The organism is Nocardia sp. NPDC003693 (assembly GCF_053981095.1).
Genome location: NZ_JBSFNO010000001.1, coordinates 172,194 through 197,504, shown reverse-complemented (window position 1 = coordinate 197,504; position 25,311 = coordinate 172,194). Strand labels below are relative to the sequence as shown.

The following is a 25,311-nucleotide window of genomic DNA, read 5'->3' as shown; positions in this document are numbered from 1 at the left end:
CGGAGACGGACTATTCGAAGCGCAGGGCGACCGAGCCCAGACCCGGGAAATCGGCGGTGAATTCGGTGCCGGGCAGCGCGTCGATCGCGCGCGTGCAGGAGCCGGGCAGCACCACGTCCCCCGCGCGCAGGCGGACCCCGCACCGGTCCACCGTTCGCGCGAGCCACGCGACCGCGGTCGCCGGATGCCCAGCACCGCGTCGCTGCGCCCGCGCGCGACCTCGACACCGTCGCGGGCGAGTACGGCGTCGATGGCGGTGATGTCGATATCGCCGGGCGCCACCCGCTCGCGACCCAGGACGTAGCCGGCGGAGGAGGCGTTGTCGGCGATGGTGTCGCACAACCGGATCGACCAGTTCTCGATGCGGGAGTCGATGAGTTCGAGGGCGGGCGCGAACGCCGCGGTCCCGGCGAGCACGTCGGCTTCGGTGCAGCCAGCGCCGGGCAGATCCGCGCCCAGCACGAACGCCACCTCGACCTCCACCCGCGGGCACAGGTAGGCGGCGGTGCGCACCGGCCGATCCTGGGAGAGCTCCATGTCGTCGAGCAGATGCCCGTAGTCGGGTTCGTCCACGCCCATCATGGCCTGCATCGCGTGCGAGGACAGGCCGACCTTGTGCCCGGCCACGCGCGCACCAAGCCGCACGCGCCGCCGGATGTTGATCAGCTGGATCTCGTACGCGTCCACCACGTCCAGGTCGGGGTGCTCGGTGGTGAGCGGGCCGATCGGGACACCCGAGCGTTCGGCGGCGGCCAGGCGGGCGGCCAGCGCGTCGCGCAGCCCGGCACTCACCAGGTGACCGGCAGTTCGTAGACCCCGTACGCCAGCCGGTCGTCCTTGAAGGTGACCTCCTCGAACGGAATCGCCAAGCGCAGGTTGGGGATTCGCCGCACCAGGGTGCGGAACACGATCTGCAGTTCCGCGCGGGCGAGCTGCTGGCCGACGCACTGGTGCGGGCCGAACCCGAAGCCGACGTGCTGTGCGGCCGGGCGGGTCAGGTCGAGGCGTTCGGGCTGCTCCCACGCCCGCTCGTCCCAGTTGGCCGGGGCCAGATCGAAGATCAGCCCGTCGCCGGCGCGCACAGTTTGCCCGCCGATCTCGATGTCCTCCAGCGCGATTCGGCGCTGACCGTTCTGGATGATGCCCAGGTACCGCATGAGCTCTTCGACGGCGCTCGCCACGAGCTTGGGATCGTCGGAGTCGCGCAGCAGCGCGAACTGGTCCGGGTTCTGCAGCAGCGCCAGGACGCCGAGGGAGATCATGTTGGCGCTGGTCTCGTGCCCGGCGATGAGCAGCCCGGTACCGAGCTGGGCGGCCTCGCTGATGTCGATCTCACCCGAGCGCAGCCGTTCGGCGATGTCGGAGACCACGTCCTCGGCGGGCGTCTCGAGCTTGGTCTTGATGAGGTCGACCAGGTAGCGCGAGAGCCTGGCCCGGCTCTCGGCGGCGCGTTCGGCCGTGGCGTAGCGGTCCACGCTCGCCACGGCCTGCTCCTGGAAGTACTCGTGGTCCCCGTAGGGCACGCCGAGCATTTCGCTGATCATCACCGTCGGCACCGGCAGCGCGAGCGCGGCGACCAGGTCGACGGGCTTGGGTCCGGCGAGCATCCGGTCGATGTGCTCGTCGGTGACGCGCTGGATGACCTCGCGCAGCAGGTTCACGCGTTTGACCGTGAACGGTTTGGTGAGCATGCGCCGATAGCGGCTGTGCTGTTCGCCGTCGGTGGTGAAGACCGAGTTCGGGCGGCTGGCCGCGATGGCTGCCATGCCCTCGTTCCAGTGCGGGAACCCGGGCCGGTGATGGTCGACGCTCACCCGCGGATCCGACATCAGGGTCTTGTATTCCTGATACCCGGTGACCAGCCACGGGGTGCTGCCGTCCCAGATCCGCACCTTGTTCAGCGGCGCGATCCGGTTGAGCCGCAACGCTTCCGCGGGCGGGGCGAAGGGACACCCCGCGGAACGGTGCATCGGGTACTCGGCGATCTCGGCCGTGGTCGCGTCGGTGACGGTGTCGGACACGGTTCCTCCTGGGTACGGCCGGGGACCGGGCATCGGCCCCCGGCGATGGGTTCAGTCCTCGACGTGGATGGCGGTGGCCGGGCACACCGCGGCCGCCTGCCGCACGTCGTCGGCGAGTTCGGCGGGTGGATCGGCGTCGAGCAGCACCACGATGCCGTCCTCGTCGCGCTGGTCGAAGACCTGTTCGGCGTGCATGACGCAGTGCCCGGCCGCGACGCATTTGACCTGATCGACTGTGACTTTCATGGGGTTTCGCTTTCTAGGGCGCCGGCACGGGGGCCGGGGAGTAGACCTCGACGAGCGCACGCCGGTACGCGGCGACCTGTTTGGGCATGTTCCAGCCCAGGATCGCGGCGGGTACGCCCGCGCGATCGAAGGCGAGCACGAATCGGCCGTCGGCCGGATCCCCCTCCACGACTTGGGCGTTCGCGTCGGCGGTGATGAGGCCGTGCACCTGGATCTTGGCGTCGAACTGATCGGTCCAGAAGTACGGGATCGGCTGGTGCGCCCGGGTCGAGCCGGTGATGGTCGCCGCGACGACCCCGGCCTGCAGGGTGGCGCTGGTGCGGTTCTCCAGGCGGATCGCGGTCCCGAGGGCGGGGTGGTGCCAGCGGGCGACGTCGCCCGCGGCGTACACGCCGGGGGCGGTGCGGCCCTGGGCGTCGCAGACGATGCCGTTGTCCAGGGTCAGTCCGCTGTCGGTGAGCCAGTCGGTCATCGGTATCGCTCCGATGGCGACGACGACGAGATCGGCGGGCAGCTCGTGCGAATCCTCCAGTACGACAACGGTTACCGCGCCATCGTGGGTGGTGCAGCCGCGCACTCCCACGCCCAGGCGCAACCGCACGCCTTCACCGGTGTGCAGGGCGGCCAGCCGCTCGGCGGCCAGGGGGCCGAGCTGGGCTGCCATGGGTGCGCTCTGGGGTCCGGTGAGGGTGACGTCCAGACCGGATCGGCGTGCGGTGGCGGCGATTTCGGCGCCGAGCACCCCTTCGCCGACCACGACGACCCGGCGGGCGGTCCGCAGGGCATCGCGCAGGGCCAGGGCGTCGTCCAGGGTGCGCAGCACGTGCACGCCGGTGATGCCCTCGGTGCCGGGGAACAGCCGGGGTGTGGCTCCGGTGGCCAGGACCACATGGTCGGCGGTGAAGTCTCCGGTCGCGGTGCTGACCGTGCGGCTCGCGAGATCCAGTGCGAGCGCGGGCTTTCCGAGGACGAAGTCGCAGTCGTAGGCGGTGAGCTGGCGGGGTGGGCGCAGCAGGGTCTGTTCGGGTCGCCACGTGCCCGAGAGCACCTGTTTGGACAGCGGCGGGCGGTCGTAGGGCAGGTGGTATTCGCCGCCCAGCAGGGTGATCGGGTCGGTGTAGCCCTCGCGGCGCAGGGCTTCCACGGTGGCGAGGCCGGCGGCCGAGGCTCCGACCACCAGGACGCCGGTGCGGCGCGGGCCGCGTGCGGGGCTCATGACCGCTCCGCGGCCGGTCGGGGCGTCGAGCCGTTGCCGGCAGCAGCCGGTGTCTTCAACGAGCGCAAGGGTTTTCCGGCGACCGTGCCGCCGTCGATCGGTACCACCGTCCCGGTGACATACCGGGATACGTCACCGGCGAAGTACAGCGCCAGCTCGGCCACGTCCTCGGGCGTACCTTCGCGTTGCAGGGGCCGGTCCGCGCGCATGGCGGCGCGGGCGGCGGCGGTGAACTTCTCGCTCACCTCCGAGCGCATCGCGGTGGCCGAGGCGGCGAGCAGTCCGGTGGGGATGTTGCCGGGCGCGAGGCAGTTGACGCGAATGTCGTACTGCGCCAGCTCGATCGCCGCGGATTTGGTGAAGTGGATGACCGCGGCCTTGGAGGCGCGGTAGGTCTGCACTCCCCCGCCGGCCATCACCCCGCCGACCGAGGACAGGTTGATGATCGAGCCGCCGCCGTGCGCGGCCATGTGCTCGCCCGCGTACCGGGTGCCCGCCATGACCCCGAGCAGGTTGACCCCGAGCACTTTCGTGAAGTCCGCGAGGTCGTCGTGCAGGAAGGTCTTGTGCATGGTCCCGGAGATACCGGCGTTGTTGCACATGACGTGCAGGCCGCCGAACGTGGTCACCGCGTGCGCCACCAGCGCCCGAACCTGTTCGGGATCGGCCACGTTCGCGGTCACGTAGACCGCGTTGTCGCCGTGCGCGGCGATCGATCGGGCGCCGGCCTCGGCGTCGAGATCCGCGACCACCACGCGGGCGCCCGCGGCGACGAAGCGGGCGACCGTGGCCCGTCCGATGCCGCTCGCGCCGCCGGTGACGACGGCGACCTTGCCCGCCAGTTCGTCGGTCATGGCAGCTTCTCCTTTCCGGTCTGCGCGCCGAGGAACTCCAGCAGCAACGCGTTGACGAGCTCGGGCCGCTCCAGTTGCGGGCAGTGCCCGGCCTCGGGCACGACCGCCGCGCGGCCCTTGGGGATTCGGTCCGCCAGGTCCGCCGCCCAGCCGGCGGGCAGCAGTTTGTCGCGCTCGCCCTCGATGAGCAGTGCGGGGACGGTGATGCGGTCGTAGGCGCGCTCGCTCGACGGTGGTGGCGGCGCGTCCAGGCCGGGTCGCCGGAAACGGGCCGCCGCCAGCGCTTCCCACGCACCGGGGGCCACGCTGGACTCGTACCGCCGGGCCACGAGGGTCTCGTCCGCGGGGAAGGAGCCGGCGTGGAACAGCGCGGTGACGATGGCGCGCATGCCCGGCACGGTGGCGTCGTAGTCCTGCAGGGCTCGCATGTGCTCGTTCTGCTGGATCTCCCCGCCGCCGCAGATGGCGACGAGGCTGCGCATCGCGAGCCGGGGCGCGACGGAGGTGGCGTCGACGAGCAGGTTGATCGCGCCCATCGAATTGCCCACGAAGTGCGCCGAGTCGATCCCGAGCAGGCCCAGCCAGCGCGCGATGTGCCGGATGCGCAGGCCCCGCCCGTCGGTGAAGTCGACGAGCTTGGCCGAGTGCCCGTAGCCGAGCATGTCGGGGGCCAGCACCCGGTGGTGCGCGGCGAGCGCGCCGATGGTGTGCTCCCAGGCGATCTCGGCGCACCCGCCGAACTCCCCGCCGTGCAGCAGCACGACGGGCTCGCCGGTTCCGGCCTCGAGATAGCTGGTAACCGCACCGTCCACGACGAGCGTGCGGCGCACGGCGCTCACGCGGGCCTCACCGAGTCGACCGCCTCGCCCGCTGTCACGAGGACGCCCGTCCCGCCGCGGCGAAGGTCAGGATCTGGGTGGCGAGCATGTCGAGCTGGCCGCTGACCGCTTCGTCGATCAGTTCGCCCTCGGCGTTCCAGATCGGGTCCGCGGAGTTGATGGCGACGCCGAGCGGAGTCGGCCAGGCGCGCAGGGCGTGGCCGATCACCCGCAGCTGGCCCAGGGTCGCCACCGCGGCCTGCCAGCCGTAGGCGCAGGTGATCACGCCCCACGGCTTGTTGTCCAGGTAGACCGTGGCGTCGCCGCGCAGATCCTCGATGTAGTCCAGGGCGTTCTTCACCAGGCCCGACACCCCGCCGTGGTAGCCGGGCGAGCCGATGACGACGGCGTCCGCCGCGCGCAGCGCCGCCACCATGGCCGCGGCCGCGGGGGTGCGGTCGAGATCGTGCGGGTTGTACATGGGCAGGTTGATGTCCTCGCCGCTGAACAGCGCGGTGCGCCCGCCCTGGCGTTCGACCGCCGACAGGCACTGTCGCAGTGCTCGTTCGGTCGAGGATCCCGCGCGCAGGGTGCCGCCGATGCCTACGACGAACGGACGCGGGTCCCCGTCGGTGCCGGTGGCGGTGGCCGCCGATGCAGTGCTCACGCTCATGCCCAAACCTCGTGTTTCCCGTAGTGCGGCGTCGCTATTTGATGGCGATGGGATTGATGGGTGAGCCGACCGCGCCCACGACCCGCAAAGGCGGTGCGATCAGCTGGAATTCGTAGACGCCGTCGGCGGCGCAGTCCGCGGCCAGGGCGGTCAGGTCCCAGTACTCGCCGAGCATCAGGCCCATGTCGCGCAGGCACAGCATGTGCATCGGCAGGAAGGTGCCCTCGACCCCGGACACGGTGTCCTCGACCATGAGGTTGTCCGCGGCCACGGCGGCGATGTCGCGTTCGTGCAGCCATTGCGCGCAGCGCCAGTCCAGGCCCGAGTAGGCTTCGGCGCCGTCGCCGGTCTCCTGGAAGCGGGCCATCCAGCCGGTGTGGATGAGCAGGATGTCTCCGGATCCGATCGTGACCCCTTGGGCGGCAACGACTTCGTCGAGTTCTTCGGGGGTGATGGGCTGCCCGGCGGCCAGGTAGGTGTCGGCCTTGCGATGGCGCACCAGATCCAGCAGGACCCCGCGGGTGGTGATGCCCTTGCCGTCGACCTTGTCGATGCCGCAGTGCACCGCGCCCAGGCTGGTGACCGAGCTCGCGGGGAAGCCGTTGTAGAGCTGTTCGTCGTAGTAGACGTGCGAGAGCGCGTCCCACTGGGTCGCGGCCTGCAGCGGCATGATGATCAGGTCGTCGTTGAACCGGAACGGATTGTCGGCGAAGAACGCGCTCAGTTCCTGGGCGACGCTGTTACGCAACCACTTCGGGCCGTATTCGGCCAGGGTGCGGGCGTCGCCGCCGTCGACGGTCATCACGTGCACGGGGTTGCTACGGAACTGGAAGGCGCCCTGCGGTCCGGCCGAGCCGAAGTCGATGCCCAGGGAGAACACGCGCCCGTGGCGGACGAGTCCGGCGGCGGCGGCGACCTTGTCGGGGGTGATGAAGTTCAGGGTGCCGAGTTCGTCGGCGGCGCCCCAGCGGCCCCAGTTGCGCACCTGTTCGGCGACGCGGTGGAATTCGGTCAGGTTGGCCACTATGGCTCTCTTTCAACGCTGGTCGCCGCCGCGGCGGCCGGGACGGCGGGTTCGCCCGCCAGGCGGGCGGCGAGGTTGCCGCCGTCCACCCACAGCACCTGGCCGGTGATGTAGCCGGCGGCGGCGCTGTTGAGGAACACCAGGGCCGCGGCCTGCTCGTCGGGGGTGGAGACCCGGCCCAGCGGTTTGTCGATGCCGTCGAGGAACCCGGACCCGTAGGCGGTGCGCAGCTGGTCCAGGATCGGGGTGTCGGTGACTCCCGGTGCGGTGCAGTTGATTCGGATGCCGCGCGCGCCCAGGGGCACGGTGCGGCGCAGGGTGTAGTGGATGAGCGCTTCCTTGGCCAGCCGGTAGCCGCCGTCGGCCAGGGCCTCGGGATGCGCACGGCACCAGTCGATTCCGGCGGCCATGTCGACGGTGTCCAGCAGCGCGTGCGATTGCTCGCGATGCTCGAGGTAGGCGGCCGCGGCGAGGGAGGACACGCTGACCACGCTCGCGCCCGCGCGCATGTGCGCGGTCACGGCGTCGGTGAAGCGGCGGGTGCCGAGCAGGTTGATGGTCACCACGCGCAGCGGGTCGCCGATGCCCGAGGACACGCCCGCGATGTTGAACAGGGCGTCCGCCCGGTCGCCGACCGCCGCTGCGGCGCGGTCGATCGAGTCCGGGTCGGCCAGGTCCAGGCGATGGAATTCGTCGACGCCGGTGGCGTTCTCGGTCACGTCCAGGCCGAGGACGGTGCCGCCGAGCGCGCGGACCTGGCGGGCCACGGCCGCGCCGATGCCCGACGCGCAGCCGGTCACCACGGTCCGGCGCCCGTCGTAGCGCCAGCTCTGTTCGATCGATTCCATCGCCGTCACCGCCTAGTTCTGCGGCTGCTCGTCGAGCCGCTGGGCGGCTTCCTCACGGCCCTGGTCCATTTCGGCCATGGCCTCGGGCACCTCGTTGGCGATGTAGTCGCCGCCGCGGCCGGTGGGCAGTCCGCCGAAGGCGTAGTTCTCGTCGAACGCGGGCGAGGCCAGGGGCCGGCGTCGCTTCTCGACCTTCTCGATGATCGGCTCCAGCCGTTTGGCCTTGGCCGCCACGGCCTTCTCGTCGCGTTCGATGAACTCGGGCAGCACCTGCTTGCCCATCAGCTCGATCGATTCCATGGTGGCTTCGTGGCTGCGCGGGTTGAGCAGCAGGATGATCTCGTCGACGCCGGATTCCTCGTAGCCGCGCAGGAATTCGCGCACGGTCTCCGGGGAGCCGATGGCGCCGCGGCCGGGTCCGTAGGCGAGGGTCTCGTCGCCCTCGACCGCGTCGAGGTACTTCTCCCACACCCCGGTGCGGCCGGGGGTGTGCTGGCCGGTCATGTAGTAGTGCATGATGCCGAAGGAGAAGAATCCGCCACCGACCCCGAGGCGGTCGATGGCCTGTTTGTCGGTGGGGGCCACCATCATCGACAGGTCGCCGCCGATGGCCAGGATGTTCGGGTTGAGCACCGGGATGGTCGGGGCGGCGTTCTCTTCGAATTCCCTGTAGTAGCCGCGCACGCGGGTACCGAGTGCCTCGGGTCCGGTGTAGGCGAAGCTCAGCGCGCCGATGCCCTTCTGGGCGGCCATCTGCACCGAGGAGGGGCGGGTGCAGGCGACCCACACCGGCGGGTGCGGACGCTGGTACGGCTTGGGAATGACGTTGCGGGCGGGCATTTCGACGTGTTCGCCCTTGAACCCGGTGAAGGGCTCCTCGATCATGCAGCGGATCGCCACGTCGAGGGACTCTTCCCACTGACCGCGCTTGTCGGCGGGGTCGATCATGAAACCGCCGAGTTCGCCGACCGAGGAGGATTCGCCGGTGCCGAATTCCACGCGCCCGCCCGAGATCAGGTCCAGGGTGGCGACGCGTTCGGCCACGCGCGCGGGGTGGTTGATGGCCGGGGGCATGTGCATGATGCCGAAGCCGAGCCGAATGTCCTTGGTGCGCTGGCTCGCCGCGGCCAGGAAGATCTCGGGCGCGGTGGAGTGACAGTACTCCTCGAGGAAGTGGTGTTCGGTGAGCCAGACGGTGGAGAAGCCGGCCTTGTCGGCGGCCTCGACCTCGTCCAGGCCCTCCTGGAACAGCAGTCGTTCGTCCTCGGGCACCCACGGCTTGGGCAGTGCGAATTCGTAGAACAGGGATATCTTCATTGGTTTCCTCCGTGGGTTGCCGAAATGTGCTGGGCCGCTATGTATCCGAAAGTCATTGCCGGGCCGATGGTGGCGCCCGCGCCGGCGTAGCTGCGGCCCATGACCGCGGCCGTGGTGTTGCCGGTGGCGTAGAGGCGATCGATCACGGTGCCGTCCGCGCGCAGGACGCGAGCGTGTTCGTCGGTGCGCAGCCCGCCGGAGGTGCCCAGGTCCCCGAGCACCATGCGGAAGGCGTGGTACGGCGGTTCGCCCAGCGGCGCCAGGTTGGGGTTGGGCAGGGTGTGGTCGCCGTAGTAGTTGTCGTAGACGCTGTCCCCGCGCCGGAAGTCGTCGTCGTGCCCGGAGCGGGCGAGGGTGTCGAAGCGTTCGGCGGTGGCGCGCAGGCGATCCGGGGGCACGCCGATCTGTTCGGCGAGCTGTTCCCAGGAGTCGGCGGTTTTGACCACGCCCGAGTCCAGCCATGCCGGGGGGATCTTCGACCCGGTGGGGACGGGCGCGAACGGGATCTTGGGCAGGGGCAGGTGCCCGGCGATCACGTAGCGCCGCCACGAGCGCGCGTCGGTGATGAGCCAGCTGGGCAGGTGGGTCACCCCGGCGCGTTCACCCGCGAGCATGGCGTGCCCGAAGTCCATGTAGGGCGCGGCCTCGTTGATGTATCGCTCCCCCGCGCCGTTCACGATGAACTGCGCGGGCATCATGCGCTCGTTGAGCATGAATTGCATACGCCCGTCCGGCCATTGGATGGCCGGGAACCACCAGGATTCGTCCATCAGGTCGGTGTCCGCGCCGATCGCCAGGCCGGCGCGGATGCCGTCGCCGGTGGCGGCGGGATTGCCGAAACTCCAGTTCCGGTCGATGACCGGCTCGTGCTCCTTGCGCCAGGCCATGTCCTGTTCGAAGCCGCCGGTGGCCAGCACCACCCCGGCGGTGGCGCGCACGCGCACCGGCCGCCCGTCACGTTCGAGGATCGCGCCCAGGACCATGCCGCCGGGGCCGGTGATCAGCTCGGTCATCGGGGCGCCCAGCCACAGCGGGATGTCGTTCTCCCGCAGAGCCAGTCGCAGCCGGGCGACCAGGGATTGGCCGATGGCGGCGATCCGGTCGCCGAACACCCGGGCGCGGAACATGCGCCAGATGAGTTTGAGCAGTACCGCTTTGCCGCGCCAGGATTGGCGGACCCGGTAGAACTGGAGCAGGTCCTTGGGGCCGAGCCAGATGCCCTTGGGTGCCAGTGCCAGTGGGGCCAGCAGCGTCGCCTCGTCGTCGCCGAGCACTCGCAGATCCAGCGGCGGCACATTGATGGTGCTGCCCTGTACGGATCCGCCCGGGCGTTCGGGGTAGTAGTCGGCGTAGCCGGGCTTCCACACGAATTCGAGCCAGCGGCTGTGCTTTTCGAGGAACTCCATCATCTCCGGCGCTTTGTCGACGTAGGCGCGCAGGCGTTCGGGGGCGACGAGGCCCTCGGTGATCGAGGCCAGGTATTCCACGACCTGCTCGGGGTCGATGTCGTAGCCGTCGCGGCGCTGGGCGGGCGCGCCGGGAACCCAGATGCCGCCGCCGGACAGCGCGGTCGAGCCGCCGTAGTGCGCGGATTTCTCGACCACCAGCGTGCTTAGTCCCGCCGCTTCGGCCGCGAGCGCGGCGGTGAGCCCGCCGCCGCCCGAGCCGACGACCAGCACATCGACCGTGTGATCGAATTCGGCGTCCGAGCGCGTCGCGGCATCGTCATCCGCTGTGGGCGCGGCTATTGCGCCGTCAGCCGGATCCGGCCCGTGCACCGGAGACTGCTCGGATGTCATGCTCGGCTCCCCTCGGCCGGTCGCGTCCCGGTGACGCTGTGCGGCAACGCTGTTCGCAACGCGTATCCGGCGATCAGCTCGGGGGCGGGCCGGTAGTAGCGGGTGTGGGTGGTGTAGGCGCCCTGGGTCGCCAGCGCCGCGAAAGCCGCTATCCAGGTGCGGATCTCGTGGGCGGAGTTACCGGCCTCGCCGGTGATCCACGGGTTGGTCCAGGTGTCGATCTCGGGCAGGCGGTTCCCGTCGAGCAGGGCCAGGAACCGGTGATCCCAGTCGGGGTTGAGCGGGCGCAGCGCGCTGTCGCCGGTGGCGAATTCGTGTGCGGCGGCGATGACCTGGCGTTCGCGTTCGGCGCGGCGTTCGGGCGGCATCGGCCCGCCCGCGACCAGGCGCTCGCGCACCGGACCGGTCGCCGTGGCCAGGGTCGGCACGGGCGGATCGTGAGACAGCCCGCCCGAGCCGATCAGCAGGACGCGTGTGCCCAGACCGGACAGGTAGTTTCCGACCGCGGCGCCCAGTGCTCGCGCGCGGTGCACCGGGGCCAGGGGCGCAGCGACCGAGTTCAGGAAGACCGGGACGATCGGCACCGACGCCACGTCGGGGAACAGCTGCTGCAGCGGTTGCACGGTGCCGTGGTCGACGTCCATGGCCACCGACACCGCGACGTCCACGCCGGCGGCGAGAACCGCTTCGGCCATGTCCAGGGCGGTGTCCCCGGCCACGGCGAGCGGGCCGCCATAGGTGCCGTAGTCCCCGACCGCGTTGGCGGCGCTGCCGATGCAGAACTGCGGCATCGTGCGGTAGAAGAAGCCGTTGTAGTGATCGGGTGCGAAGGTCACCACGAGTTCGGGGTCGAACGCGCGCACGAAGTCCGCGGCCTCGGCCACGACCGAGCCGATCTCGTCCAGCAGTTCGCGGTCGGGACCGGGGAGTTCAAGCAGTGGGCTGTGCGAGACGCAGCACAGAGCCAGCGACATCGTGTCCTCCTGGGGTCAGGGCGAGGGCGCGCAGCAGCTCCGCGCTCAACTCCGGTGCCAGTTGCGCGATCGTGGCCCCGGCGACGCAGCGGTCCGGGCGCAGGAACAGCACCGAGTCGCGGTGGCCGTCGAACCAGCGCTTGAGGGCACCGGTGCGGTCGCCGACGACCGTGACGTCGGGGTCGTCGTGGTCGGCCCAGTGCAGCTGGGTGCGCGGGCGCGCGGCGACGAAGCGCGCGCCCAGGGCTTTCCACTGCTCGAACGCGTGCTCGCCCAGGACTTCTCGCGGGCGGTTGTTCCAGCACAGGATCGTGAACCAGGTACCGAGCACGTCGTCGAGCAGGACGTCGGTGTGCTCGCGGGTGTCCACGCGCGGCTGGATGAACAGGGTGCCGACCGCCGAACGCGGTGAGCGCGAATGGGTGTGCGCCACCGCGCCGCGGTCGTAGCGGGGCATCGGTTTGAACCGCATGCCCAGCACGTAGCTCTTGACCGGTGGTATCGCGGCCGCGGCCCGCACCAGGGCGTCGCGCACCGCCGCCACCCGGCGGTCGGTGGGTGAAATGACCCGGCCGACCAGGGTGGACAGGTCGATCATGGCGCGCGCGTGCTTGCGGCGTTCGAGATCGTAACTGTCGAGCAGGCTGTCGCGGGCGCGTCCGGTGACGACCGCGGCGAGCTTCCAGCCCAGGTTCGCCGCGTCGCGGATTCCGCTGTTGTAGCCCTGGCCCTGCCACACCGGCATCAGGTGCGCGGCGTCTCCGGCCAGGAGCATGCGCCCGCGCCGGAACTCCCCCGCGATGCGCGAGTGGTGGGTGTAGAGGCGCCGGCGGATGATGTCCAGGCGTTCGGGGTAGGGCACGAAGTCGGCGAGCAGTTCGGCCACGAACGCGGGATCCTCGGCGCGGGCGTCACTTTCGTGATCGTGGATCATGAATTCGAAGCGCCGGATGCCGTGCGCGATGGACACCGACACGTTCGGGCGCGCGGGATCGGCGGCGACCTCGATGTTGGGGTGCCCGAGCGGATCGGTGGCGATGTCGACCACGAGCCAGCGGGTCGGTGAGGTGGTGCCTTCGAAGGACACGCCCATCTGTTTGCGGGTGGCGCTGCGCCCGCCGTCGCAGCCCACCACGTAGGCGGCGCTGATCAGGCGCGGCCCGGCGGGGGTGTCGAGTTCGACGGTGACGCGCGAGCCGGTGTCCACGCAGGTGGCCATGGCCGCGGACCAGGCCACCTCGACGATCGGGTAGCGCTCGAGGCCGGCCAGCAGTTCGGCGTCGACCAGGGGCTGTACGAAGCCGTTGCGCTTGGGCCAGCCGAAAGAGGTGTCGGCGGGGGCGATTTCGGCCAGCAGGCGGCGGTCGTGGTCGACGAATCGCATGATCTGGTCGGGGGTGGTGTGCGGGAGCACCCGGTCGATGAGACCGATCGACTGGAAGGTGCGCAGGGATTCGTCGTCCAGGCCGACCCCGCGCGGGTAGTCGATCAGGGTGTCGCGTTCCTCGGCGACGAGGGTGCGCACACCGTAGCCGCCGAGGGCGTTGGCCAGGGTCAGGCCCACCGGCCCGGCGCCGACGATGAGTACGTCGACCTCGGTGACAAGGGGATTCGCCGATCCGGTCATCTCACTCCGCCAGCAGGAAGCCCACGTGCAGGGCGTCGAAGGTTTTGGCGTCCTCGTACTGGGGCCAGTGCCCGCAGCCGGGCATCAGCTCGAAGCGCGCGCCTGGGATCATCGAGGCGATCCGGCGGCCCTCGGCGACGTCCGCGGTGGGATCGTCGCTGGTCCACACCACCAGCGTGGGAGCGGTGATGCGGCCGTAGTCGCCGGGGCCCAACAGGTTCCGCGCTCGGATGACGGGGTCCTGCAGGGCCATGATGTCGCTCATGGCGGCCACGAAGCCGGGTTGCCGGTAGATGCGCTGGCGGCTGGCGACGACGTCGTCGTAGCCCTTGGACTTGTCGGCCATCAGCCATTTGATGCGGGCTTGCACGGTGTCCCAGTCCGGGTCCGAGACCGCCGCCATCGACAGGCTCACGATGCGGGCCATGACCTGCGGGTCGGCCTGGGAGCCGCCGGCGGTGTTGAGCACCAGTCGCCGGACGCGGCCGGGATGGTCGATCGCCAGGCGCGCGGCGACCCAGCCGCCGAGTGATTCGCCGCTGATATGGGCGCGGTCGACCCCGATCTCATCGAGGAAGCGCACCAGATGCTCGACGTAGTGCGCGATTTCGAGCGGGTGCCCGGGCTTGTCGGTGTACCCGTGCCCGAGCATGTCGATCGACCAGGTCGAGAAGTGCTCGGCGTGCGCGGCCAGGTTGCGGACGTAGGCTTCGGCGTGCCCGCCCGAACCGTGCAACAGCACGAGTGTGGGTTTGTCGCGGTCACCGGCGTGCAGGTAGCGGGTGCGTACCCCGCCCACGTCGAGATAGCCCTGGGTGAACGCGACCCCTTGCAGGTCGCTCCAGATGCTTTCGTACTCGGCCACTGTCGTCTCTCCGTCCACCGTGTTCACAGCTCCGCCGATTTGCCGGTCGCGGCGGCGTGCCCGGCGCGGAAACCGAAAACCATGCCGGGGCCCAGGGTTCCGCCCGCCCCGCCGTAGGCGCGGCCGGTGACCCCGGCCATCGCGTTGCCCGCGGCGAACAGCCCGGGGATGACCGAGCCGTTCACGTGCAGCACCCGGCCGTCGCGGTCGGTGCGCGGGCCGCCCTTGGTGCCCATCGCGCCGACGGTGACCGGGACCGCGTAGTAGGGGGCGGTGTCCAGGGGGCCGAGGGTCCGCCCGGCCGCGGTCGCGGCGTGTTCGTCGCCCCAGTAGCCGTCGTAGGCGCTCGCCCCGCGCCCGAAGTCGGGGTCGTGGTCGTGGGCCACCGCGTGATTCCAGGCGGTGACGGTCGCGCTCAGTCCGGCCGGGTCGATGCCGGTTCTGGCCGCGAGCTCGGCGAGATCGGCCGACTCGCAGAACCATTCGGGCACCGGGTCGCCGGGGGCGACGCCCAGGAAGCCGTAGCGGCGCAGGTGTTCGGCGTCGAAGACGATCCAGCCGGGGTCGTTGACGTAGCCGCCGCGCGGGTCGAGGTAGTGGAAGGCGCCGGACATGGCGTTGTACTCACCGGCCTCGTTGACGAAGCGCCGCCCGGCCCGGTTGACCATGATGCTGCGCGGGCGGGTGCGCTCCAATCGCACACTGCGACTGCGGGGCCGGCCCTCGATGGTGTCGCCGGGGATCCGCACGATCGGCACCCACCAGGCTTCGCTCATGGTGCCCAGTTCCGCGCCGTGCGCCATGGCCATGCGCAGTCCGTCGCCGGTGTTGTTGGGCGGGGACACCGGACCGTGCATCGGGCCGCGCAGGTACGCGCGCACCAGGCGCTCGTCCCATTCGAAGCCGCCGGTGGCCAGCACGACGCCGCCGCGGGCGCGCACGCGGATCGGCCCGTCGGCGGTGTCCAGGCGGACACCGGTGATGACGCCCGCCGCGTCGGTGAGGAGCTCGACCGCGCGCGATCCGGTACGGATCTCGACCCCGGCCGCCAGGACCCCGGCCAGCAGGCTCGCCACCAGCGCGGTGCCCGCCACGCACAGGTCCGCGTCGGCGGCGGCCGAAGCATGCAGTCGCGCACGGGTTTCAGCGTCGAAACCGACGTTGCTCCAGTCGGCGGGAAAGGCCGTCAGGCGGTCCCGCCAGGGACCGAGGCGGGCGAGGTCGAAGGCGGCCGCGCTCAGGGACCGGCCGCCGCCGGGCCGTCCGCCGGGCAGTTCGGGTTTGTAGTCGGGGAAGGCGCCGGCGACCTCGAAACGCAGCGGGCTGTGCGCCTCGACGAACTCGATCATGCGCGCGCCGGTGCGGACGAATACCTCCACCAGGTCGTCGTCCATCGAATCCAGGGCCTGGGCGTGCAGATAGCTCAGCGCGTCGGCGACGGTCAGCGGGCCGTCGGCGGCGCGATCGTGGGCCGGGATCCAGGCGATGCCGCCCGAGACCGCGCTGGTGCCGCCGACGGTGGCGGCCTTCTCGCACACCAGGGTCGAGGCGCCGGCGGTGGCGGCGGTCAGCGCGGCGGTCAATCCCGCGGCGCCACTGCCCAATACGACGACGTCGACCTCGGTGTCCCAGGCAAGGGTGAGCGAATCCTGTTGCGAAGACACAGCTCTAGACCTCGATTCTCGAATAGTCAGAATCGTATTCTCACAGTCTCGATATCGCAATCTCTTCCTGACCGTTCGCAGCCACCGACGAGACGCGGGCGGCAGCCTCGACGCCTCCGCGCACCGCACCGGACCTGCGCGAACACGCCAGTCTTGCCGAGCGAAAATCGCGAGAGTACTGTTCTCACAAGACGAGAATGACGTTTCGATCAGACGAGAGGCGCGCGATGAGACTGCTGCCGGACGGCACCCGCACCCCGGTGATCGACGCCAGCGTGCACATCTTCTTCGCCTCCAACGCCGACATGCGCGCGCACCTGCGTGAACCCTTCACCAGTCGCGGCATCCCCGACGCCGAAATGGACTGGTACGGCGCACCCGGCGGCGAATACGCGCCCGGCACCCGCGGCCCGGACAAGCGCTACCCGGGCTCGGACCCGGAGCTGGTGGCCGAGCACCTGTTCACCGACCGCGGCGTGGATGTCGCTGTGCTGCACCCGATGACCCGCGGCATCCTGCCCGACCGGCACCTGACCACGGCAATGCTGTCCGCGCACAACGACATGATGGTCACCCGCTGGCTCGAGCACGAGATCCACGGGCCGCGCTTTCGCGGCACCCTGCGCGTGAACCCCGAGGACATCACCGGCGCGCTGCGCGACATCGCCCGCTGGGGTGCGCATCCGCGCGTCGTGCAGATCGGCATCCCGCTGCAATCGCGCGAACTGTACGGCAAGCCGCAGTTCTGGCAGCTGTGGGAAGCCGCCGCGGCCGCCGGCCTGCCGGTGGCGATGCACATCGAGACCGGGGAGTCGATCGGCCTGCCGCCCACACCCTCCGGGCACACCCGCACCTACGAGCAGTACCTGGGCTTCATGGCGCTCAACTACGTCTACCACCTGATGAACATGATCGCCGAGGGCGTCTTCGAGCGCTTTCCCGGACTGCGGGTGGTCTTCGCCGACGGCGCGGGCGACATGCTCACCCCGTTCAGCTGGCGCATGGACACTTTCGGGCGCCCGCACCTGGAACAGACCCCGTGGGCCCCGCGCATGCCGAGCGACTACCTGCCCGGACACGTGCATTTCGTGCACGGCGCGCTCGACGGGCCCGGGGATACCGACTTCGCCGCCGACTGGCTCGACTTCACCGGCAAGGCCGACATGGTCATGTTCGGGTCCAGCTATCCGCACTGGCACGGCACCGACCTCGACGCGCTGCCCGCGACCCTGCGCCCGGACCAGCGCGACAAGCTCTACTGGCGCAACGCATCCCGGCTGTACGGCATCGACATCCCCGCCCCGGCCGCGGCCCGCTGAGCGCCGCAGACAGGACGATCATGACCTTGGCACACGAACGCGTTCCCGAGACCACCCCGGACATGGTTCCGCTGCGCGTGGTCGATTCCGATGTGCACCCGGTCCCCCGGCGCGGCGAACTGGTGCAGTACATCCCCGAACCGCTGCGCAGCTCCTACTTCCTGAGCCACCGCGTCGGGGACACCATCCTCTACGACGCCCCCGACTACGCGCACTCGCTCGCCATGCGTGTGGACACCTTCCCCGCCGACGGCGAATTCCCCGGCAGCGACCCCGAACTGGCCTTCCGGCAACTGATCCTGGAAGCCGGCTCCGACATCGCCATCCTCGAACCCACCGTCAAGGCCGCGCGTATCCCCGAGGCCACCTCCGCGCTGGCCACCGGCATCAACCACTGGCTGGCCAACCACTGGCTGGACCCCCGCAACAACTGGCATCGACGCTGGCGCGGTTCGATCTGCGTGGCCATCGACGACCCGGTAGCCGCGCTGCGCGAGATCGAGTTCTGGGCCGGGCACGAGTACATGGCGCAGATCCTGATCAAAGCTGAGCCCCGGCCCTCGTGGGGCGACCCGAAATACGATCCGATCTGGGCCGCGGCGACCAAACACGACCTGGTCGTCAGCTGTCATCTCAGCCGCGGCGCGTTCGAGACCATGCCCATGCCGCCGGTCGGATTCCCCAGCTACAACCACGATTTCATGGTCACCTACTCGCTGCTGGCGGCCAACCAGATCATGAGCCTGATCTTCGACGGCGTCTTCGACCGGCACCCGGCGCTGCGGATCGTGTTCGTCGAACACGCCTTCACCTGGATCCTGCCGCTCATGTGGCGCATGGACGCGATCTACGCCCGGCGCGGATCGTTCACCGGCATCAAGCGCAAACCCAGCGAGTACGTCAAAGAGCACATCAGATTCACCACCCAGCCGCTGGACTACCCCGAGGACAAGACCGAACTCACCCGGGCCTTCGAATGGATGGAGGCGGACAAGATCCTGCTCTACTCCTCGGACTACCCGCACTGGACCTTCGACGATCCACGCTGGCTGGTCAAGCACCTGCCCCCGGCCGCGCGCGAGAAAGTCATGTGCCGCAACGGGATCGAGACCTACCACCTGCCCGAAACCGTGCCCGCGCTGACGGGTCAGCGGCGCGTGGTGTTCTGAGATGAGCACCGAACCCACACCGCCCCGGCTGGCCCAGGGGCGTGAGCACGTGGTGGCCACCGTCGCCGAAATCCCGCCCGGCACTTCGAAAGTCGTGCCCATCGGGCGGCACGGGGTCGGGGTGTACAACGTCGGCGGCGTCTTCTACGCCATCGCCAACTACTGCCCGCACGAAGGCGGTCCGTTGTGCGCGGGCCGCACCCGCGGGCGCACGGTCGCGGACGACTCGGTGCCGGGTGACGCGGTGATGGTGCGCGACGGCGAGTTCATCTATTGCCCGTGGCACCAGTGGGGATTCGAACTCGCCACCGGGACCACGGCGGTCAAACCCGAATGGAGCATCCGCACCTACCCGGTGCGGGTGTCCGGTGATGACGTCATCGTCTCCGCGTGAGCCGGGCGCCGGCCCGCACCGATCCCGCGGCTCGGCCCACCGGTCACGACGACACCGCCCCGGCTCGAACAGGACGCCATGCTGAATTCCTTCCGGACCGCCGGAATCACCGTCGCCACGGCGCCCGGCTGCCCGCCCCGCCTGCTGCGAACCACTTGGGAGACCGAGGATCTCGGCGCCTACCTGGCCGAAGGCGGCTACGGGCCGATCTCCTCGGCCGCGGCGGTGCTCGAGCAGGTACGCGCCGCCGGCCTGCGCGGACGTGGAGGCGCGGCCTTCCCGCTGGCGACCAAACTCGCCACTGTCCGCAAGGCATGCGTGGCTGGGCAGCGGACCGTCGTGGTTGCCAACGGTGAAGAAGGCGAGCCGGTTTCGGTCAAGGACAAGTGGCTGCTGCGTACGCGCCCGCACCTGGTGCTGGACGGGTTGCGGATCGCGGCCGCCGTGGTGGGCGCCGACCACGCCTTCGTGTATCTCTCGGATGCCGACGCCGCGCGCGCCGTCGACGGCGCGCTGACCGAGCTCGACGCGTCCCCGCGCGAATTGCCCTGGCCCGTCATCGAAGTGGTGACCGTGCCGCCCGCCTACGTGGCCGGGGAGGAAACCGCCGCGGTGCGAGCCATCGACGGTGGGCCCGCGCTGCCCTCGGACAAGCCGCCGCGCCCGTTCGAGCAGGGTGTGCGCCAACGGCCCACGGCGGTCAGCAATGTCGAGACCCTCGCCCAGCTGGCCTGGATACACCGGCACGGAGTGGCCGCGTACCGATCCGCGGGCACCGAGCACTCCCCCGGCACGTTTCTGGCCACCGTGACCGGCGGTGATAGACCACCGGCACTGTACGAACTGCCCTACGGGTACCGGGTCGCGGATCTGCTCACCCTGCATGGCATTTCGCCCGATTCCGTGCGCGGGGCGCTGCTGGGCGGCTACTTCACCGGCATCGCGGATCGCGGAATTGTCGACGCCCGCCTGGACCACGAATCCCCGGCAGCCCACGGTGTTGCGCTGGGCTGTGGGTCGCTGTCCGTTCTGACCACCGAATGCCCTGTCGCGGTGGCGGCCTCGCTGCTGGAGTACTTCCGGCGCGAGAACGCCGGACAGTGCGGGTCGTGCTTCAACGGCACCGCCGCCATGGCAGCGGTCGCGGTCGCCCTGCGCGAAGGGCACGCCGGCACAGACGATCTGGCCCGATTGCGGCGCTGGTCGACGGTGCTGCGCGGGCGCGGCGCGTGCGGCACCCTCGACGCGGCCACCAATACCGCGGCCGCGCTGCTGGACCGCTTCGGCGCCGAAGTGCAAGCGCACCTGGACAACCGGTGCCCGGACTGCGCGACGCACGCATATCTCGCGGACATCCCGTTCGCGGTGGGGGAGGGGAACCCGTGAGAATTCGCCTCGACCGCACCCTGTGCGACGGATTCGGCATCTGCGCCAAGCACGCGCCCGCGCATTTCCCGCTCGACGACTGGGGCTACGCGAGCCTGGCTGGCGACGGCGTCATCGCGGACCCGGACCACGACGCGGTGACCCGCGCCCTGCTCGACTGCCCGGTGCACGCCATCATCGCCATGCCCGAACCCGCCACTCCCCGCCACCCTGCGCTGCCCGAAAGCACCGCACTACAACACAATTCGGAGGATCAACTCATGTCCGGTGCCAAACTGCTGGTCTTCTCCAACGCCGTCGCCGACCGGGACGCCGAGTTCAACGACTGGTACGACACTACCCACCTGGCCGACGTCACCGCCGTCCCCGGCGTCGCCGGCGGCGCCCGCTACGAGATCGCCGCCACCGACATCCCCGGACAGCCCGCCCCCGCACACCGCTACCTGGCGGTCTACGACCTGGACGGCGAACCCGAGGCGGTACTGGCGGAGTTCTTCCAGCACGCACGCGCGGGCAAGATCCCCCTGAGCGAGACCCTGGACCTGACCTCGGTGGCCATGACGGTGTGGCGTCCCCGCTGAAACCGTTCCCCCGCATCACCGTAGGAGCCGCGCCATGCCCGCACCCGATCCCACCGAGATCATCCGCTACGACAAGGATCCCCAGACCCGCATAGCGACCATCACCTTCGACCGCCCCGAACACCTCAACGCCCCGACCATGGCCGCCCGCCTGCGCTACGCGGACCTGCTGCACCGGGCCAACATCGACGACGAAGTCAAGGTGCTGGTGGTGCGCGGGGCGGGCGCGGACTTCGGCACCGGCGCGGATCTGCCCGAATTCCTGGAGGTGCAGAACGACCCGGATCAGGGGCCGCGCCTGAGCGAATACCGGATCGGGCCCGACGAGGTGCGCTATCCCCCGCCCGGATCGTTCCGCCACGGCGCGAGCATCGGGCAGTGGTACGCCAACGCCGGCGCGGGCTGCCGCAGCCTGCAGGAATTCAAGAAGATCAGCATCGTCGAGGTCAAGGGCTACTGCTACGGCTGGCACTTCTACCAGGCCACCGACGCCGACCTCGTCATCTCCTCCGACGACGCGCTCTTCGGGCATCCGGCCTTCCGCTACTACGGCTGGGGCCCGCGCATGTGGACCTGGGCGCAGACCATGGGGCTGCGCAAGTTCCAGGAGATGGTGTTCACCGGACGGCCGTTCACCGCCCAGGAGATGCTGGACTGCAACTTCCTCAACCGGGTCGTCGCCCCGGCCGATCTCGAGGCCGAAACCGAAAAGTACGCCCTCGCATGCTCCCGCAACCGGCCGACCGACACGGTCTTCATGCAGAAGATCTTCTTCGAGATCATGAAGCAGCATCAGGGCGAGTACATGGGCAGTCTGCTCAGCGGCATCTTCGAATCCTTCGGCGGCCACGCCCGTCCCGACGCCGACGAACTCATGCTCGCCGACGCCCACGCCGCGGGCCTGAACAACTCGGTCAAGGACAACGACGCCGCGTTCCCACCCGATTTCCGGCTCAGCAAATCCGGCCGCAAGAAGAAGACCAAGAAGCGCGCGTCCTAGCCCGGCGCCGAACCCAGACAGGACCGTCATGCCCTCGGTAGTGATCAACGACGGCCACGTCGTCTACGACATCCTCGGCGACACCGGCGAACTCATCGTGCTGACCCCCGGCGGCCGCTTCGGGATGGACATCCCGGGCCTGCGGCCGCTGGCCGAGGCGCTGGTGGCCGGCGGCCACCGGGTGCTGCTGTGGGACCGGCCCAACTGCGGCGCGTCCGATGTCCAGTTCTTCGGCCGCACCGAATCCCATATGCGCGCGGACACCCTGCGCGGGTTGCTGACCGCACTCGAGCTCGGCCCCTGCGTGCTCGCGGGCGGTTCGGGCGGCGCCCGCGACTCCATGCTCACCGCGATCCTGTATCCGGAACTGGTGTCGCGCCTGGTGCTGTGGAACATCGTCGGCGGCGTCTACGGAACCCTCAACCTCGGTGCGCACTACATCCTGCCGAGCCTGCAGGCGGTCCGCGGCCGGGGCATCGAAGGACTGCTGCGCCTGCGGGAGTGGCGTGACCGGATCGAGGCCAATCCGCGCAATCGCGAACGCCTGGAGAGCCTGGATCGCGAGGAGTTCCTGCGTCTTTCGCTGCGCTGGCTACAGGCCTACGTCCCCAAGCCCGGCCAGACGATCCCCGGCGTGGACGACGAGCTGTTCGACCGGATCCAGGTACCGACCCTCATCGTGCGCGGCGGCGCGAAAGACCTCGACCACCCCAAACGCACCTCCCTCGAGGTGCACTGCCTGATCGAGAACTCGGTCCTGATCGACCCACCCTGGCCCGAGGACGCCTGGGAACGAGCGATGGAGGAGTTCATGACCGGCCGCGCCGACCACTACAACATGTTCGATACGTGGGTACTGGCCGCGCCCGAGATCCTGAAGTTCCTCGCGGAGCGGTGAATACGGGCTGAATGCCCGAATATCCCCGCTGCGAGACGGGCGATGCAATTGCTTCGTTGCAGACGTCGTGGATTGACGAAATACCAGAAACCCCTGAGAGCCCTGTCGTCGGCGAAATGCGGCTGGTGCGTGTCCCGAATTCCACTCGAGACGAGTAGTTGGCTACTCGTGTCGGGAGATCGTGCACGGCGGATCATTTCTCGAATGGAGGTGAAACGTTCACAGCCGTATCCGACGCTCGAAGGAGAAGAAGATGTTCGACTTGCGCTTGCTCGGTGGAACAGTCCGAGTCGACGGCAAAGATGCCGACGACTGGCCCGATCCCGACGACTGGATCCACACCGCGCATTCAATCAATCGCCCTGTCCCCCAGGATGGGCAATGGCACTCTCTCAATGTCCCGACCGTCAGGTGGGGAGGCGAATGCCGTCTCGAAATCGACGTGAACGCTCACGTCAATTCCGACAAGACGGTGTGGATCCACGGCTGGTCCTACTTCTACGAAGGCGCGTCCGAGGACACCGGCGAAGAGGAAGACCGTCAGGAGATCGATTTCGTCGTTCCGCGCAATTCATCGACCTACCTGCTGCCGTACGAGCAGTGGTACGAGCTGCGCAACGAGGTGCTGATCGGACCCGAGGACTTCGCCAGGGTCGGCTTCAGCTTGACCAACAACATAACCGAATAGGGCGGTCGGCAGCGGGGGCGCACTGCCGCGTCCCCCGCCCCCTGCCCGGGCGACCACCATCTACGCAATCTCGCCCAATTCCGCGCCTTGGAGGTGGTCCGCCACTCGGCGTTCGGCTCCCGGGCCCAAGATCGAGGTCAGCTCGCGCATCGCCTGTGGGGACGGTTTGAAGTACGGCGCCGTTCCCGGGTCGCGCCGAGTCCGCCGCGATCATGGAATATCGTGCCGGGCATGACCACGGATGACTGGTTGGCCGACACCCGGACCTCTTATGACACGGTCGCGGTCAGCTATGCCGACCAAGTGCGCGGCGCCCTCGCCGGACACCAGTACCTTCGCGCGGCTCTGGCATTGTTCGCCGACAGCGTGCGGACCGCCGGCGGCGGACCGGTCGCGGACGTCGGCTGCGGCCCCGGTGAAGTCACCGCCCACCTGCATGAGCTCGGTGTCGACGCCTTCGGTATCGACCTCTCCCCGGCGATGATCGACGTGGCCCGGCGCGACCACCCCGGCCTGCGGTTCGAGGTGGGCTCGATGACGGAACTGAACCTGCCCGTCGCTTCGGTGGCCGGCCTGCTCGCCTGGCAGTCGTTGATCCACATCCCCGACGACGAGGTGCCGACTGTGTTCGGGCTCTTCCACCGAGCATTGCGTCCCGGCGGACCGTTGCAACTCCTGTTTCACGTCGGCGACGAGTCGCTGTTGAAGACAGAGGGCTACGGCGGTCACCCGATGAAGGTCCATGTCCACCACCGTCAGCCGAACCAGATGGCATCCTGGCTGCACGATGCCGGATTCGTGGTCGAGGCCCAGATGCTGCTCGACCCGGACGCGAAAGCTCAGCAAGCGATTCTCTTCGCACGCAGTAAGTCCTGACTTCCGCAGCCGCGCCGACTCCTCATCGCCGAACACCCGCGTCGCCACGAAACCGACCTCCCAGCAACCAACCACGTTGGGAGCCAGGCCAACCAGGCCGCCCTCACCCGCACTCGCCGACCTGTTCGCCGATCGCCCGGCACCGTCTACTCCGTTGTGCCGCTCAGGAATAGCACGACATCGTCGACGAAAGCCGGATGCGTGACCGCACCCATGTGCCTGGTACGCGGATACAGGATCAGGCGACCGTCCGGAACCCCGTCGGCGGTCCGCCGGAAAGTCTCTGCGCTATAGGCGGTGTCGCGCTCGCCGCCGATGACCAGCACCGGGACCTTCATCTCGGCGAGGCGGTCGGTGAGGTCGAAACCGTCTTCGGCCAGCAGGAAATGGTGGGTGTCGGCGGGGGACTTCGGGCGAACCAGCGGATCGGCCAGCCACATCGCCGCGGCGGCCAGGCGGGCGGCCACCGGGTTGGCGACGGTCGCGGGCGCCATGTGGTGCAGGGCGCGGCTGCCCGCCAGCACCGCCTCGGCGTAGCGGCGCTGACCGAGGCGTAGCGCCGGATCCAAGCGGGCCGCCGCCGACACCACCACCAGCCGGCGCACCACGTCGGGATGATCGGCGGCCAGTTGCAGCGCGATCGAACCGCCGGAGGACACGCCGATGACGTCCACGGGCTCGCCGAACTCGGCACGCAACGCCTCGGCGTGCTCGGCGGCGAGGTCGGCCATGGTTGCGCCCGCCGCCGTTCCCGGCGCCCGGCCCACCGCGTACACCCGGAAATACCGTGCGAGCCCGGACAATTTCTTCAACTCCGAGGCCCGCATCCAGCCGGTCGGATTCGCGTGATCGGGAGTGAACCAGCGCAGAAAGACCATTGGCAGTCCGCTGCCGAACGCCAGGTACGGCATTCCGTGCCGCAGCACGCCCTCGGTCACCTCGAACTCGTCGCCGCCCTTGCCCATTCATCGCTCCGATCGTCGAGTCGCTGTCGATCCCGACGCTAATCCGCAGCGGTGCCCTGGGGCGATGACCTCCGAGGTCATGCACGCGG

The 25,311-nt window shown here is 69.7% G+C and carries 23 protein-coding genes and 2 pseudogenes; 9 read left to right on the top strand and 16 right to left on the bottom strand.

Features of this window, described 5'->3' with window-relative positions:
* Positions 1 to 10: 10 nt before the first annotated feature.
* The 15 genes and pseudogenes from ACWDOP_RS01040 to ACWDOP_RS00970 all read right to left on the bottom strand — a co-directional run bounded on the left by ACWDOP_RS01040 (position 11) and on the right by ACWDOP_RS00970 (position 15,946).
* Positions 11 to 795 (bottom strand): annotated as a pseudogene (locus ACWDOP_RS01040) (2-keto-4-pentenoate hydratase).
* Positions 789 to 2,021, bottom strand: a complete 1,233-nt coding sequence (locus ACWDOP_RS01035) for a cytochrome P450 (RefSeq protein WP_456343310.1) — start codon at positions 2,019 to 2,021, stop codon at positions 789 to 791. The pseudogene ACWDOP_RS01040 and the gene ACWDOP_RS01035 overlap by 7 nt, the downstream one beginning before the upstream one ends.
* A 51-nt stretch (positions 2,022 to 2,072) precedes the next feature.
* Positions 2,073 to 2,267, bottom strand: a complete 195-nt coding sequence (locus tag ACWDOP_RS01030) for a ferredoxin (RefSeq protein WP_454207998.1) — start codon at positions 2,265 to 2,267, stop codon at positions 2,073 to 2,075.
* 13 nt (positions 2,268 to 2,280) lie between these two features.
* Positions 2,281 to 3,483, bottom strand: a complete 1,203-nt coding sequence (locus tag ACWDOP_RS01025; protein WP_456343309.1) for an NAD(P)/FAD-dependent oxidoreductase — start codon at positions 3,481 to 3,483, stop codon at positions 2,281 to 2,283.
* The gene (locus ACWDOP_RS01020; protein WP_456343308.1) at positions 3,480 to 4,337 is read right to left on the bottom strand and encodes an SDR family NAD(P)-dependent oxidoreductase; all 858 of its coding nucleotides are present in this window, start codon (positions 4,335 to 4,337) and stop codon (positions 3,480 to 3,482) included. The genes ACWDOP_RS01025 and ACWDOP_RS01020 overlap by 4 nt, the downstream gene beginning before the upstream one ends.
* A complete protein-coding gene (locus ACWDOP_RS01015) occupies positions 4,334 to 5,176 on the bottom strand; it encodes an alpha/beta fold hydrolase (protein WP_456343307.1) in 843 nt (280 codons plus the stop codon). The genes ACWDOP_RS01020 and ACWDOP_RS01015 overlap by 4 nt, the downstream gene beginning before the upstream one ends.
* A 34-nt stretch (positions 5,177 to 5,210) precedes the next feature.
* On the bottom strand, positions 5,211 to 5,828 hold the full coding sequence (locus tag ACWDOP_RS01010) for an NADPH-dependent FMN reductase (RefSeq protein WP_456343306.1): 618 nt from the start codon (positions 5,826 to 5,828) through the stop codon (positions 5,211 to 5,213).
* Positions 5,829 to 5,862: 34 nt separating this feature from the next.
* Positions 5,863 to 6,852: a cyclase family protein gene (locus tag ACWDOP_RS01005; RefSeq protein ID WP_454207993.1), complete on the bottom strand. Its 990-nt coding sequence runs from the start codon at positions 6,850 to 6,852 to the stop codon at positions 5,863 to 5,865.
* Positions 6,852 to 7,700, bottom strand: a complete 849-nt coding sequence (locus ACWDOP_RS01000; RefSeq protein ID WP_456343305.1) for a coniferyl-alcohol dehydrogenase — start codon at positions 7,698 to 7,700, stop codon at positions 6,852 to 6,854. Before ACWDOP_RS01000 ends, ACWDOP_RS01005 begins: the two co-directional genes overlap by 1 nt.
* A 12-nt stretch (positions 7,701 to 7,712) precedes the next feature.
* Positions 7,713 to 9,017 carry an LLM class flavin-dependent oxidoreductase gene (locus ACWDOP_RS00995; RefSeq protein WP_456343304.1) on the bottom strand — a complete coding sequence of 435 codons (1,305 nt, stop codon included), beginning with the start codon at positions 9,015 to 9,017 and terminating at the stop codon, positions 7,713 to 7,715.
* On the bottom strand, positions 9,014 to 10,816 hold the full coding sequence (locus ACWDOP_RS00990; protein ID WP_456343303.1) for an FAD-binding protein: 1,803 nt from the start codon (positions 10,814 to 10,816) through the stop codon (positions 9,014 to 9,016). The genes ACWDOP_RS00995 and ACWDOP_RS00990 overlap by 4 nt, the downstream gene beginning before the upstream one ends.
* Positions 10,813 to 11,790, bottom strand: a complete 978-nt coding sequence (locus tag ACWDOP_RS00985) for a 3-carboxyethylcatechol 2,3-dioxygenase (RefSeq protein WP_456343302.1) — start codon at positions 11,788 to 11,790, stop codon at positions 10,813 to 10,815. The genes ACWDOP_RS00990 and ACWDOP_RS00985 overlap by 4 nt, the downstream gene beginning before the upstream one ends.
* Positions 11,747 to 13,417 (bottom strand): bifunctional 3-(3-hydroxy-phenyl)propionate/3-hydroxycinnamic acid hydroxylase, encoded by a 1,671-nt coding sequence (locus ACWDOP_RS00980; RefSeq protein ID WP_456343301.1) that lies wholly within the window; start codon positions 13,415 to 13,417, stop codon positions 11,747 to 11,749. The genes ACWDOP_RS00985 and ACWDOP_RS00980 overlap by 44 nt, the downstream gene beginning before the upstream one ends.
* A 1-nt stretch (position 13,418) precedes the next feature.
* Entirely contained in the window at positions 13,419 to 14,282 is an 864-nt protein-coding gene (locus ACWDOP_RS00975; protein WP_454207987.1) for an alpha/beta fold hydrolase, read from the bottom strand.
* 23 nt (positions 14,283 to 14,305) lie between these two features.
* Positions 14,306 to 15,946, bottom strand: coding sequence for an FAD-dependent oxidoreductase (locus ACWDOP_RS00970; RefSeq protein WP_456343300.1), 1,641 nt, complete (start codon positions 15,944 to 15,946; stop codon positions 14,306 to 14,308).
* A gap of 227 nt (positions 15,947 to 16,173) precedes the next feature.
* On the opposite strand from ACWDOP_RS00970, the gene ACWDOP_RS00965 reads away from it, so the two are divergent.
* The 9 genes and pseudogenes from ACWDOP_RS00965 (at position 16,174) to ACWDOP_RS00925 (ending at position 24,257) form a co-directional block, all read left to right on the top strand.
* Positions 16,174 to 17,265: an amidohydrolase family protein gene (locus tag ACWDOP_RS00965; protein WP_456343299.1), complete on the top strand. Its 1,092-nt coding sequence runs from the start codon at positions 16,174 to 16,176 to the stop codon at positions 17,263 to 17,265.
* 20 nt (positions 17,266 to 17,285) lie between these two features.
* On the top strand, positions 17,286 to 18,434 hold the full coding sequence (locus tag ACWDOP_RS00960) for an amidohydrolase family protein (protein ID WP_456343298.1): 1,149 nt from the start codon (positions 17,286 to 17,288) through the stop codon (positions 18,432 to 18,434).
* A gap of 1 nt (position 18,435) precedes the next feature.
* Positions 18,436 to 18,828: a Rieske (2Fe-2S) protein gene (locus ACWDOP_RS00955; RefSeq protein WP_456343297.1), complete on the top strand. Its 393-nt coding sequence runs from the start codon at positions 18,436 to 18,438 to the stop codon at positions 18,826 to 18,828.
* 81 nt (positions 18,829 to 18,909) lie between these two features.
* Positions 18,910 to 20,214: an NADH-ubiquinone oxidoreductase-F iron-sulfur binding region domain-containing protein gene (locus ACWDOP_RS00950; RefSeq protein WP_456343817.1), complete on the top strand. Its 1,305-nt coding sequence runs from the start codon at positions 18,910 to 18,912 to the stop codon at positions 20,212 to 20,214.
* Positions 20,211 to 20,444 (top strand): annotated as a pseudogene (locus tag ACWDOP_RS00945) (ferredoxin); the annotation flags it as partial. The gene ACWDOP_RS00950 and the pseudogene ACWDOP_RS00945, both read left to right, overlap by 4 nt.
* A 385-nt stretch (positions 20,445 to 20,829) precedes the next feature.
* The gene (locus ACWDOP_RS00940; protein ID WP_456343296.1) at positions 20,830 to 21,795 is read left to right on the top strand and encodes an enoyl-CoA hydratase/isomerase family protein; all 966 of its coding nucleotides are present in this window, start codon (positions 20,830 to 20,832) and stop codon (positions 21,793 to 21,795) included.
* 28 nt (positions 21,796 to 21,823) lie between these two features.
* Positions 21,824 to 22,693, top strand: a complete 870-nt coding sequence (locus tag ACWDOP_RS00935; protein WP_456343295.1) for an alpha/beta fold hydrolase — start codon at positions 21,824 to 21,826, stop codon at positions 22,691 to 22,693.
* Positions 22,694 to 22,946: 253 nt separating this feature from the next.
* On the top strand, positions 22,947 to 23,381 hold the full coding sequence (locus ACWDOP_RS00930) for a hypothetical protein (protein WP_454207979.1): 435 nt from the start codon (positions 22,947 to 22,949) through the stop codon (positions 23,379 to 23,381).
* A gap of 231 nt (positions 23,382 to 23,612) precedes the next feature.
* Positions 23,613 to 24,257: a class I SAM-dependent DNA methyltransferase gene (locus ACWDOP_RS00925; RefSeq protein ID WP_456343294.1), complete on the top strand. Its 645-nt coding sequence runs from the start codon at positions 23,613 to 23,615 to the stop codon at positions 24,255 to 24,257.
* 146 nt (positions 24,258 to 24,403) lie between these two features.
* Here ACWDOP_RS00925 and ACWDOP_RS00920 read toward each other — a convergent pair whose 3' ends face one another.
* Entirely contained in the window at positions 24,404 to 25,222 is an 819-nt protein-coding gene (locus ACWDOP_RS00920) for an alpha/beta fold hydrolase (RefSeq protein WP_456343293.1), read from the bottom strand.
* Between the last annotated feature and the right edge of the window lie 89 nt (positions 25,223 to 25,311).

Bases quoted from the DNA above. Each gene is read 5' to 3' on its own strand.
- ACWDOP_RS01030 (WP_454207998.1), bottom strand. From the start codon at position 2,267: ATGAAAGTCACAGTCGATCAGGTCAAATGCGTCGCGGCCGGGCACTGC.
- ACWDOP_RS01025 (WP_456343309.1), bottom strand. From the start codon at position 3,483: ATGAGCCCCGCACGCGGCCCGCGCCGCACCGGCGTCCTGGTGGTCGGA.
- ACWDOP_RS01020 (WP_456343308.1), bottom strand. From the start codon at position 4,337: ATGACCGACGAACTGGCGGGCAAGGTCGCCGTCGTCACCGGCGGCGCG.
- ACWDOP_RS01010 (WP_456343306.1), bottom strand. From the start codon at position 5,828: ATGAGCGTGAGCACTGCATCGGCGGCCACCGCCACCGGCACCGACGGG.
- ACWDOP_RS01000 (WP_456343305.1), bottom strand. From the start codon at position 7,700: ATGGAATCGATCGAACAGAGCTGGCGCTACGACGGGCGCCGGACCGTG.
- ACWDOP_RS00995 (WP_456343304.1), bottom strand. From the start codon at position 9,017: ATGAAGATATCCCTGTTCTACGAATTCGCACTGCCCAAGCCGTGGGTG.
- ACWDOP_RS00990 (WP_456343303.1), bottom strand. From the start codon at position 10,816: ATGACATCCGAGCAGTCTCCGGTGCACGGGCCGGATCCGGCTGACGGC.
- ACWDOP_RS00985 (WP_456343302.1), bottom strand. From the start codon at position 11,790: ATGTCGCTGGCTCTGTGCTGCGTCTCGCACAGCCCACTGCTTGAACTC.
- ACWDOP_RS00980 (WP_456343301.1), bottom strand. From the start codon at position 13,417: ATGACCGGATCGGCGAATCCCCTTGTCACCGAGGTCGACGTACTCATC.
- ACWDOP_RS00965 (WP_456343299.1), top strand. From the start codon at position 16,174: ATGAGACTGCTGCCGGACGGCACCCGCACCCCGGTGATCGACGCCAGC.
- ACWDOP_RS00960 (WP_456343298.1), top strand. From the start codon at position 17,286: ATGACCTTGGCACACGAACGCGTTCCCGAGACCACCCCGGACATGGTT.
- ACWDOP_RS00955 (WP_456343297.1), top strand. From the start codon at position 18,436: ATGAGCACCGAACCCACACCGCCCCGGCTGGCCCAGGGGCGTGAGCAC.
- ACWDOP_RS00940 (WP_456343296.1), top strand. From the start codon at position 20,830: ATGCCCGCACCCGATCCCACCGAGATCATCCGCTACGACAAGGATCCC.
- ACWDOP_RS00935 (WP_456343295.1), top strand. From the start codon at position 21,824: ATGCCCTCGGTAGTGATCAACGACGGCCACGTCGTCTACGACATCCTC.
- ACWDOP_RS00930 (WP_454207979.1), top strand. From the start codon at position 22,947: ATGTTCGACTTGCGCTTGCTCGGTGGAACAGTCCGAGTCGACGGCAAA.
- ACWDOP_RS00925 (WP_456343294.1), top strand. From the start codon at position 23,613: ATGACCACGGATGACTGGTTGGCCGACACCCGGACCTCTTATGACACG.
- ACWDOP_RS00920 (WP_456343293.1), bottom strand. From the start codon at position 25,222: ATGGGCAAGGGCGGCGACGAGTTCGAGGTGACCGAGGGCGTGCTGCGG.